10 protein-coding genes and 1 tRNA gene are annotated in these 10,689 nt (G+C 55.0%); 2 read left to right on the top strand and 9 right to left on the bottom strand.

The window, feature by feature from the left end; genetic code table 11:
- Positions 1 to 6: 6 nt before the first annotated feature.
- The 3 genes from ACJ69_RS22950 to proB all read right to left on the bottom strand — a co-directional run bounded on the left by ACJ69_RS22950 (position 7) and on the right by proB (position 2,562).
- Positions 7 to 82: transfer RNA gene (locus ACJ69_RS22950), tRNA-Thr, on the bottom strand.
- A 111-nt stretch (positions 83 to 193) separates the two neighbouring features.
- Positions 194 to 1,447, bottom strand: coding sequence for a glutamate-5-semialdehyde dehydrogenase (gene proA, locus ACJ69_RS22945; protein WP_059347788.1), 1,254 nt, complete (start codon positions 1,445 to 1,447; stop codon positions 194 to 196).
- 11 nt (positions 1,448 to 1,458) lie between these two features.
- Positions 1,459 to 2,562, bottom strand: a complete 1,104-nt coding sequence (gene proB / locus ACJ69_RS22940) for a glutamate 5-kinase (RefSeq protein ID WP_008501877.1) — start codon at positions 2,560 to 2,562, stop codon at positions 1,459 to 1,461.
- Between the two features lie 304 nt (positions 2,563 to 2,866).
- On the opposite strand from proB, the gene phoE reads away from it, so the two are divergent.
- On the top strand, positions 2,867 to 3,919 hold the full coding sequence (phoE, locus tag ACJ69_RS22935; protein WP_024909471.1) for a phosphoporin PhoE: 1,053 nt from the start codon (positions 2,867 to 2,869) through the stop codon (positions 3,917 to 3,919).
- A 109-nt stretch (positions 3,920 to 4,028) separates the two neighbouring features.
- On the opposite strand, the gene crl is transcribed toward phoE, so the two are convergent.
- From crl to gpt, 3 genes are all read right to left on the bottom strand, one after another.
- Positions 4,029 to 4,430, bottom strand: coding sequence for a sigma factor-binding protein Crl (gene crl, locus ACJ69_RS22930; protein WP_023310506.1), 402 nt, complete (start codon positions 4,428 to 4,430; stop codon positions 4,029 to 4,031).
- Positions 4,431 to 4,487: 57 nt separating this feature from the next.
- Complete coding sequence (gene frsA / locus ACJ69_RS22925; protein WP_054829891.1) at positions 4,488 to 5,732, bottom strand: esterase FrsA; 1,245 nt, start codon at positions 5,730 to 5,732, stop codon at positions 4,488 to 4,490.
- A 106-nt stretch (positions 5,733 to 5,838) separates the two neighbouring features.
- Positions 5,839 to 6,297: a xanthine phosphoribosyltransferase gene (gpt, locus tag ACJ69_RS22920; RefSeq protein ID WP_010427903.1), complete on the bottom strand. Its 459-nt coding sequence runs from the start codon at positions 6,295 to 6,297 to the stop codon at positions 5,839 to 5,841.
- A 260-nt stretch (positions 6,298 to 6,557) separates the two neighbouring features.
- Here gpt and pepD point away from each other — a divergent pair, with 260 nt between their 5' ends.
- Positions 6,558 to 8,015, top strand: a complete 1,458-nt coding sequence (gene pepD / locus ACJ69_RS22915) for a cytosol nonspecific dipeptidase (protein ID WP_029739704.1) — start codon at positions 6,558 to 6,560, stop codon at positions 8,013 to 8,015.
- A gap of 77 nt (positions 8,016 to 8,092) precedes the next feature.
- On the opposite strand, the gene dinB is transcribed toward pepD, so the two are convergent.
- The 3 genes from dinB to nqrF all read right to left on the bottom strand — a co-directional run bounded on the left by dinB (position 8,093) and on the right by nqrF (position 10,685).
- Positions 8,093 to 9,151: a DNA polymerase IV gene (dinB, locus tag ACJ69_RS22910; RefSeq protein WP_059347787.1), complete on the bottom strand. Its 1,059-nt coding sequence runs from the start codon at positions 9,149 to 9,151 to the stop codon at positions 8,093 to 8,095.
- Positions 9,152 to 9,258: 107 nt separating this feature from the next.
- A complete protein-coding gene (nqrM, locus tag ACJ69_RS22905; protein ID WP_023615899.1) occupies positions 9,259 to 9,462 on the bottom strand; it encodes a (Na+)-NQR maturation NqrM in 204 nt (67 codons plus the stop codon).
- On the bottom strand, positions 9,462 to 10,685 hold the full coding sequence (nqrF, locus tag ACJ69_RS22900; RefSeq protein WP_059347786.1) for an NADH:ubiquinone reductase (Na(+)-transporting) subunit F: 1,224 nt from the start codon (positions 10,683 to 10,685) through the stop codon (positions 9,462 to 9,464). The genes nqrM and nqrF overlap by 1 nt, the downstream gene beginning before the upstream one ends.
- Between the last annotated feature and the right edge of the window lie 4 nt (positions 10,686 to 10,689).

Genomic DNA, 10,689 nt, shown 5'->3' with positions numbered 1-10,689 from the left:
AAATGATGGTGCCGATAATAGGAGTCGAACCTACGACCTTCGCATTACGAATGCGCTGCTCTACCAACTGAGCTATATCGGCCCTGAGAGGCCGGTTACGAATGTAACCACGGGGCAAAAGGTTAGATCTAACCGGGTGATGCGTCAATGCCCTTTTGAATCAAACGGCTACTTTTGCATCACCCGTGATTATTTACGCACGAATCGTATCGTCACCGAAGCCGATCCACTTGTACGTGGTCAGCGCTTCCAGCCCCATCGGACCGCGCGCGTGCAGTTTCTGCGTGCTGACCGCAACCTCTGCGCCGAGGCCAAACTGGCCGCCGTCGGTGAAGCGGGTGGAAGCATTCACATACACCGCAGAGGAATCCACTTCGTTCACGAAGCGATCGGCATTGCGCAAGGTGCGCGTCAGGATCGCGTCAGAATGCTGCGTGCCGTGTTCACGAATGTGCGCAATGGCGTCGTCGAGATCGGCAACAATTTTCACGTTCAGATCCAGTGACAGGAACTCATCGTCGTACTGTTCCGCTTTTACTGGAACAACGTTAGCCGGGCCATCCTTCAGCAGTGCGAGCGCACTGGCGTCAGCATGCAGCGTCACGCCGCTCTCTGCCATCTGTTTGCTCAAGGCAGGCAGGAAGATGTTCGCAATATCCTGATGCACCAGCAGCGTTTCTACGGTGTTACAGGTGCTTGGACGCTGGGTTTTCGCGTTAACGATAATCTTCAGCGCTGGTTCAATCTCAGCGCTGTCGTCGACCACGATATGGCACACGCCGATACCGCCGGTGATCACCGGAATCGTCGACTGCTCGCGGCACAGCTTGTGCAGGCCCGCGCCACCGCGTGGGATCAGCATGTCGATGTATTTGTCCATGCGCAGCATTTCGTTGACCAGAGCGCGGTCTGGGCTCTCGATCGCCTGTACGGCCCCCGCCGGTAAGCCACACTCTTCCAGCGCCTGCTGAATGACTTTCACCGTCGCGGCGTTGGTGCGCCATGTCTCTTTCCCACCGCGCAGAATAGCGGCGTTACCGGTTTTCAGACACAGAGACGCAACATCCACCGTCACGTTTGGACGGGCTTCATAAATAACGCCGATAACGCCGAGTGGCACGCGGCGGCGCTCCAGGCGCAAACCGCTGTCGAGCAACCCGCCGTCGATCACCTGCCCTACCGGATCGGCCAGATTGCAGACCTGACGCACATCGTCGGCGATGCCTTTCAGGCGTGCCGGCGTCAGCGCCAGACGGTCGAGCATCGCTTCGCTCAAGCCGTTGCGACGCGCTTCCAGTAAATCCTGCTCGTTGGCGAGCAAAATCTCCTGGGACTGGGACTCCAGATAATCAGCGATTTTTTCCAGCACGCGGTTTTTCTCGCGGCTGGAAAGGAGCGCCAGTTTGTAAGAGGCCGCCTTCGCGGCAGCGCCCATTTGTTCCAGCATGTTCTGGCTCCTTAACGAATAATCATGTCATCGCGATGCACGGCAACCGGACCATATTCATAGCCCAGAATGGCGTCGATCTGCTGCGAGTGGTGACCCGCGATGCGGCGCAGCGCGTCGCTGTTGTAACGGCTTACGCCGTGTGCGATGTCGCGGCCTTCGAGGTTACGGATACGGATCACTTCACCACGGGAGAAGTTGCCTGTCACGCTTTTAATTCCTTTAGGAAGTAATGAACTTCCTCGTTCCAGAATCGCGGCGGTTGCCCCTTCATCGACGACAAGTTCGCCTGCAGGAGGCGCGCCAAAAATCCAGCGCTTGCGGTTTTCCAGCGGGGATTCCTGGGCGTGGAAGCGGGTGCCGACGGAGATGCCTTCCATTACGTCGCCAATCACGCCGGGGCGGCTGCCCGCTGCAATGATGGTGTCGATACCGGCGCGGCACGCGACGTCAGCGGCCTGCAGCTTGGTCCCCATACCGCCCGTTCCCAGGCCTGAAACGCTGTCACCGGCGATGGCGCGCAGCGCATCGTCGATGCCGTGAACGTCGGTAATCAACTCAGCTTCCGGGTTGGAACGCGGATCGGCGGTGAACAGCCCCTGCTGATCGGTCAGAAGCAGTAATTTATCGGCACCGGCCAGAATCGCGGCCAGCGCCGAGAGGTTATCGTTATCACCCACTTTGATTTCAGCGGTAGCAACGGCATCGTTCTCGTTAATGACCGGAACAATATTGTTGTCCAGCAGCGCGCGAAGGGTATCGCGGGCGTTCAGGAAGCGCTCTCTGTCTTCCATATCCGCACGCGTCAGCAGCATCTGCCCGACGTGAATGCCATAGATGGAGAACAACTGTTCCCAGAGTTGAATGAGTCGGCTTTGGCCCACGGCGGCCAGCAGCTGTTTGGAAGCGATCGTCGCGGGGAGTTCGGGGTAACCCAGGTGTTCACGCCCGGCGGCAATCGCCCCGGAGGTCACAATCACAATACGATGCCCTGCGGCATGCAGCTGAGCGCACTGACGTACAAGCTCAACAATGTGGGCGCGATTTAGGCGGCGCGATCCGCCTGTTAAAACACTGGTACCGAGTTTTACCACCAGCGTCTGGCTGTCACTCATGATTCTCTGCCGTTCAACGATAAGGGAAAGTAATGTCGAACGAACGTTTTAACAGGAGTCAGCCCCGTTGCCAACTGCCTTAGCACATCGCGAAACACTTTGTTGCGCGGGATCAGGAAGCCTAGCGGGAAAGTTTGACACTTTTATTACCGAAATAATAAATCACAGTTTTTTAAAATTATTCTTAGTTTGTCATAAAAGTTTCATTCCAGAACGATAAAACCCTTTCTGTTTTTTCACGGGACTTAAGCATGAGCTTATCGTCCAGCGAATTTTTTAGCGCGTTTATAAGACAGGATCGAAAATGAAAAAGAGCACTCTGGCATTAATGGTTATGGGCGTAGTAGCTTCTGCATCCGTTCACGCAGCTGAAGTTTATAATAAAGATGGTAATAAACTGGACGTGTACGGCAAAGTGAAAGCTATGCACTACATCAGTGATGATGCCACCAAAGATGGCGATCAGACTTACGTTCGTTTCGGTTTTAAAGGCGAAACTCAGATTAACGATCAGCTGACGGGCTATGGCCGTTGGGAATCTGAATTTGCAGGTAACAAAGCTGAGAGCGACTCCTCTCAGAAGACGCGTCTGGCGTTCGCTGGCCTGAAGCTGAAAAACTTTGGTTCACTGGATTACGGCCGTAACCTGGGTGCCCTGTATGACGTTGAAGCATGGACCGATATGTTCCCTGAATTCGGCGGCGATTCTTCCGCGCAGACCGATAACTTCATGACCAAGCGTGCTACCGGCCTGGCGACCTACCGCAATACCGACTTCTTCGGCGCGGTTGACGGTCTGGACATGACGCTGCAGTACCAGGGCAAAAACGAAAACCGTGACGCCAAAAAACAGAACGGCGACGGTTTTGGTACCTCTCTGACCTATGACTTCGGCGGCAGCGATTTCGCCGTCAGCGGTGCCTACACCAACTCTGACCGCACCAACGCTCAGAACCTGCTGGCGCGTGGCCAGGGCCAGAAAGCAGAAGCCTGGGCAACCGGTCTGAAATATGATGCGAACGATATTTATCTGGCTGCAATGTATTCTGAAACCCGCAATATGACGCCAATTTCCGGCGGTTTTGCAAATAAAGCGCAGAACTTTGAAGTTGTTGCGCAATATCAGTTCGACTTTGGTCTGCGCCCTTCCCTGGGCTATGTCCAGTCTAAAGGCAAAGATATCGAAGGTATTGGTGACGAAGATCTGGTGAAATATATTGACGTTGGCGCGACCTATTACTTCAACAAAAATATGTCCACCTTTGTTGATTATAAAATCAACCAGATTGACGACAAAAATAAACTGGGCGTGAGCAGCGATGACATCGTTGCACTGGGTATGACCTACCAGTTCTGATGATGCGGAATAAAAAAACCGGCTTGATGCCGGTTTTTTTGTCGGGAATTAATGCGGTCTGGTGCCCTCACCCCGGCCCTCTCCCACAGGGAGAGGGAGGAGAAGACTATCAGGCAGTCAGCTTCACCGCTTCGCTGGAAAAGTCATCCGCGGGTTCAAACTTGAGATCCAGGGTAGCCAGCAGCGCGCGTGCCTTATCGTGGAACTCTTTTAGCGTATATTCCAGGCGGTCAATCACTTCCTGATCTTTAATGGTGGTCGCCTGCCAGTTGCCGTCTTTATTAAACAGGCCAAACTGGTAGCTATACGTAAAGCGTTTTTCCTCTGCTTCCATTTCCATCCACCAGCCCCAGAATTCACGTTTTTCGGGTGCAGGCTTCACGTTGACGCATACAGCCAGGCAGTCGAAAAAAAAGCGATTCTCTTCACACTGCTCTTCTCGAATATACGGGCCGAGAGCCATAAACTTCTTAATCAGTCTACTTTTCGGGTGTCCACTCGGTAACGTCATTGCGATCTCCTTTTGTGAAGCCACTGTTTTACCAAACCAGCGAAATTTAGCAATCTATTAACACAATCTCTGAGCGATCCAGCGCGTAATCTCTTTCAGTGATTTGTCGAAATTCTGATAGACCGGGCTGAACGGCACCTCAAGCAATTTGCCATCCGCAGATGACGAAGTGATTAATCGCGACTCTTCTTCCGGGCTGAACGGGTCGTTTTTCCAGAACCCAGAGAGCATCGGCGTTGGGCAGCGACGTCCCAGCAATCCCTGCGTTTTTAACGAGTAGCGATTGAGCTCAACGCGCAGCGCTTCGTCTGATGCATCATGCATGCCAAGGCGGCTGGCCAGCACATCAAGGTACATTTCAGGTACGCTCCCCTGGCGTGCAGGATCGCTGAGCAGGGCGTGAACGACCGGGCCGAGGCAGGCGACGGCTTTCAGACGAGAAGATTCAAGATAAGCCAGACGCACCGCGACGTTCGCGCCGAAACGGAAGCCGAATGCCGCCACGCGGGTGTGGTCAACCCACGGAATGTTTTCCAGCGCTTTGAGCGCATGCTGGTGCAGCAGGCTGGAATCCTGAGTCAGTTTCCATTTGGATGAAAAACCAATTGATGGCATATCAAGCGTCAGCATCGCGATCCCTTTTGGTGCGAAGTAACGCTCATACAGGCTGTAATAATCAATTTGCAGCGAATCCAGCCCGCCGCACATGAGGACGGTCGGGAACGGACCTTCACCTTCAGGCATATGCAGGAACCCGGTAACGGACGCGCCCCCTGAAATGGTGAACTCAAGTTCACGCATCCGGCCCGGCAGACGTTGAGCCGCCTCCTGATAGGCGCGATTGGCCAGCGCCTGAGCCTGCTCTGCCAGTTCATCCCCTTTTAAATGAGGGTATGCGGCAATGCCGTAAAGGTTAGCGGCGTGCAGCCATTGCTTGCCGCTGCGCGTGGCATCCTCTTCCTGGCTGGCTTTTTGCTGCCAGAGCATCGCCTGTTTAGACCACTCGTAGATCCAGTTTCCGCCACGGTAGCCCACCACGGTGTCGTAGAGTTCGCTGTCGGTACGTTCGGCTTCACTCATCACGATACGTGCCTGCACATCAAGGATTTCACGAGGGTCAATACCGCGCCAGATCCACATCAGGCGGTTAATCATGCGATACCAGTGAGGCACGTTTTTACCGTCTAACGCGGACTGGACGGCAGGCTGGGTACCCGGATTAAAGCGACGCACCAGCGTCGACGTTTCAGGGTGTTTGAAACGGGGTTTGAAGAGAGTCTCGGTGAGATTCGCCTGCGTCATTGCGTTGCCTCCATGAATACGTCGTATAGAGACTATTGTAACGCGCGTCAGACTAAAAAAAACAACGCCCGGCATCACCGGGCGTTAAAATAATTGCGCAACGTGATTAACGACCAGAGATTGGCGGTACGAAGACCACGCCCATATCCCATGGCTGTTCAATCCAGGTGTCCTGCGGGATATCAATCACGTAATCGTCTACCAGCGGGCGGCCAGCAGGCTTCGCGAAGATAGTGACGAAATGTGCTTTCGGATACATTTCGCGGATAGCAACCGCAGTACCGCCGGTATCCACCAGGTCATCAATAACGATGAAACCTTCGCCGTCGCCTTCCGCACGTTTCAGCACGGTCAGCTCGCGCTGGTTGTCATGGTCATAGCTGGAGATGCAAACGGTATCGACATGACGAATACCCAGCTCACGTGCCAGCAGCGCCCCCGGTACCAGACCGCCACGGCTGACGGCAATAATGCCTTTCCACTGTTCGGAAGGCATCAGACGCGCAGCCAGTTTGCGTGCGTGAATCTGCAACATGTCCCAGGTGACGACGTATTTTTCGCTCATGTGAAGTGTCCCAGCCTGTTTTTATACGGCTTAAAAAGTGTTCGAGGGGGAAATAGGTTGCGCGAGATTATAGAGATCTGACGCACTAAAAACCAGTGTTTAGCGCCCTCTGCCTGAGTTTTTACATGCTTTATGCTACCAGCCAGCAGAGAAAGTGGTATTCTCAGTTTCATCTCGCAAGCCTGACTTGTGGTAACTATTAACCTGCTAACCCTGTGACCTGCAACCCTGTTTGCAGCGCCTCGACAAGGAGACTTATCGTGTCTGAACTGTCTCAATTATCTCCGCAGCCGCTGTGGGATATTTTTGCGAAAATCTGCTCCATTCCACACCCTTCCTACCATGAAGAACAGCTTGCCGAACATATTATGGGCTGGGCGAAGGAAAAAGGTCTGCATGCTGAACGTGACCAGGTTGGCAACATTCTGATCCGCAAACCGGCTACCGCAGGCATGGAAAACCGCAAACCGGTTGTGCTGCAGGCGCACCTGGACATGGTGCCACAGAAGAATAACGACACCGTTCACGACTTCACCAAAGACCCGATTCAACCGTACATCGACGGCGACTGGGTGAAAGCACGCGGCACCACGCTGGGCGCGGATAACGGCATCGGTATGGCCTCTGCGCTGGCCGTACTGGCTGACGACAGCGTTGAGCACGGTCCGCTGGAAGTGCTGCTGACCATGACCGAAGAAGCGGGTATGGACGGCGCGTTCGGTCTGCAGGCGAACTGGCTGCAGGCGGACATCCTGATCAACACCGACTCTGAAGAAGAAGGCGAGATCTACATGGGCTGCGCGGGCGGGATTGATTTCATCTCTACCCTGCCGCTGTCGCGCGAAGCGATTCCTGCTGGCTTCCAGACCTTCAAGCTGACGCTGAAAGGGCTGAAAGGCGGCCACTCCGGCGGCGATATTCACCTGGGTCTGGGTAACGCCAACAAGCTGCTGGCGCGCTTCCTGGCAGGCCATGCGGCCGAGCTGGATTTGCGTCTGGTGGACTTCAACGGCGGTACCCTGCGTAACGCGATTCCGCGCGAAGCGTTCGCCACCGTAGCGGTTCCAGCGGCAAAAGCGGACGAGCTGAAAAAACTCTCCACCGTATATCTGGATATCCTGAAAAACGAACTGTCGGCGAAAGAGAAAAACCTGACCGTAGTGCTGGAATCCGTATCTACGGATAAAGCCGCGCTGACCGCGCAGTCTCGTGACACCTTCGTTCAGCTGCTGAACGCGACGCCAAACGGCGTGATTCGCAACTCTGACGTGGCGAAAGGCGTAGTGGAAACCTCACTGAACGTGGGCGTAGTGACCATGAGCGACGACAGCGCGGAAATCATCTGCCTGATCCGCTCGCTTATCGACAGCGGTAAAGAGTACGTGGTGAGCATGCTGGAATCTCTGGGCACGCTGGCGGGCGCGAAAACGTCTGCAAAAGGCAGCTACCCGGGCTGGCAGCCGGATGCAAGTTCTCCGGTGATGGCGCTGGTGCGTGAAACCTATCAGCGTCTGTTCAACAGCACCCCGAACATTCAGGTGATCCACGCCGGTCTGGAATGTGGCCTGTTCAAGAAACCGTATCCGGACATGGATATGGTGTCCATCGGGCCAACCATTACCGGCCCGCACTCGCCGGATGAGCAGGTTCATATCGAAAGCGTCGGTCACTACTGGACGCTGCTGACTGAGCTGCTGAAAGCAATCCCCGTTAAGTAATACCCTCACCCCAGTCCTCTCCCACAGGGAGAGGGTGAAAAACGTAGGCCCGGTAAGCGTAGCGCCACCGGGCTTTTTTACAATCCCAGAACCAGCTGGCGCTCTAACTGCGGATCCAGCAGCGTGACGTGTAAACCCACCAGCCTGACCCCTCGCCCGCCCCGGCGCTCTTCCCATGCCTTTTTCGCCGTCGCGAGAAGATCGTCTTTATTCAGACGCGGCCAGACGTGTTCCTGCGTGGTCTGCTGGAAGTCATTGAATTTTAATTTGATACCCTGACGGGCAATGAGCAGGTCCGGCTTCACCTTGCTTAAGCGTCGTTCCAGCTCAGGGTAAAGCTGTTCCGTGATAATGGTTTCGCATTCGGACCAGTCATGAATATCTTCAATGAGGGTGCGCTCAACGCCGACGGATTTCCGCAGCCGCTCGCTGTTCACATCGCGATCGTCAATTCCCTGGCTGCGCTCCCACAGCACGCGGCCAAACTTTCCAAAGCGCTTGAGCAGCATGGCGAGATCGCTTCGCTGCACATCTTCGCAGGTGCGTAGCCCCATGCTTTCCAGCTTTGCGGCGGAGACTTTTCCCACGCCGGGTATTTTACCAAGCGGCAGCGTTTTCAAAAATGCCGGCACCTCGTCAGGCGTGATGACGTACTGACCGTTGGGCTTATTTAAATCGGAGGCGATTTTGGCAAGGAATTTAACGGGCGCGACGCCCGCCGATGCCGTCAGATTCAGCTCGTTGAAAATCGTCTGGCGGATCTCCTTAGCCATCAGCGTGGCGGAGCCATGGCAGTGCACGCTGTCGGTCACATCCAGATAGGCTTCGTCCAGCGACAGCGGCTCTATCAGAGAGGTATAGCGGGAGAAGATTTCCCGAATATGAAGGGAAGCCTCTTTATAGGCTTCAAAACGGCCTGGCAGAAGCGTGAGATGAGGGCAAAGCTTTAAGGCCATCGCCGTCGGCATCGCGCTGCGCACGCCAAATTTGCGCGCAGGATAGTTGGCGGTGCTGATGACACCACGCTGAACGCGGCTGCCGCCAATGGCGATGGGAATATCCCGCAGCGCCGGGTTGTCACGCATCTCCACTGCGGCAAAAAAGCAGTCCATATCGACATGGATTATTTTGCGCATAGTAAGCCCTCACTTATCACTGGATAAGTATACAGTAAACAAATGAGGGTTGAGAAGTGTGGGTGGGAATTGTCGGGAGACGGCTTCGCCTTACCCGACCGACAAGACTAAATAATGCGCTGCTGTTCGCGGGCCATCCTTTTCTTCCGCGCATCGCACGGTTCCGGGCAGTCGCAAACCTTTTCCATCCCAATAGATGAAATACCGCCGCAGCTGCCCTGAATGCTTTTCCGCTTAACGATCCAGCCTAACGACATGCCGAAGATGACAAGCACAAAAACCACAAAGGTTGCCAGAAACGTCAGCATCATCAGCCTCCAAAGTCATCGAGCAAGATGTTCTCATCTTCGACACCGAGATCTTTCAGCATCTTAATCACGGCGGCGTTCATCATCGGCGGACCACACATATAGAACTCGCAGTCCTCAGGCGCCGGGTGCTGTTTGAGGTAGTTTTCATACAGCACGTTGTGGATGAACCCCGTATAGCCCGTCCAGTTATCTTCCGGCTGCGGATCGGAAAGCGCCACATGGAAGGTGAAGTTCGGGTTTTCACGCGCCAGCTGTTCAAACTCATCTTCATAGAACATCTCGCGCAGCGAGCGCGCCCCGTACCAGAAGCTGATTTTACGCTGGCTACCCAGCCGCTTGAGCTGGTCAAAGATGTGCGAGCGCATCGGGGCCATACCGGCACCGCCGCCGATAAAGACCATTTCCGCATCGGTATCTTTCGCGAAGAACTCCCCGAACGGGCCGGAGATCGTCACCTTATCGCCAGGCTTCAGGGACCAGATGTATGACGACATGACGCCCGGCGGCGCGTCCGGCACATTCGGTGGCGGCGTGGCGATACGCACGTTGAGCATGATGATGCCCTTCTCTTCCGGGTAGTTGGCCATCGAGTAGGCGCGCAGCGTCGGCTCTTTCACCTCAGATACAAAGCGGAAGAGATTGAATTTGTCCCAGTCGGCGCGGTACTCATGCGGCACGTCAAAGTCCGCATAGGCCACAGCGTGCTCAGGGCATTCAATCTGAATGTATCCTCCGGCGCGGAACGGGACATGCTCGCCTTCCGGCACCCGCAGCTTCAGCTCTTTAATAAAGGTGGCTTTGTTATCATTAGAGATAACCTCGCACTCCCACTTTTTGACGCCGAAGATCTCTTCCGGCAGCTCAATCTTCATGTTCTGACGCACCGCGACCTGGCAGGCCAGACGACAGCCCTCTTTTGCCTCACGCTTTGAGATATGCGCCAGCTCGGTTGGAAGAATATCGCCACCGCCCTCTTTTACCGTCACCCGGCACTGCCCGCAGGAACCGCCGCCGCCGCAGGCTGAGGAGACAAAAATGCCGTTACCGGAGAGCGTGTTGAGCAGCTTGTCTCCCGCCGGCGTGCGGATCTGATTCTGCGGCTCGTCGTTAATATCAATGACCACGTCGCCGGAATTTACCAGCTTCGCGCGCGCCGCCAGAATAAGCCCTGACAGCACCAGTACAATCAGCGTGAACATCACCACGCCAAGGATAATTTCCATCTGT

The organism is Enterobacter asburiae, assembly GCF_001521715.1.
Taxonomy (GTDB): Bacteria; Pseudomonadota; Gammaproteobacteria; order Enterobacterales; family Enterobacteriaceae; genus Enterobacter; species Enterobacter asburiae.
This window is presented reverse-complemented; position numbering and strand designations above follow the sequence as displayed.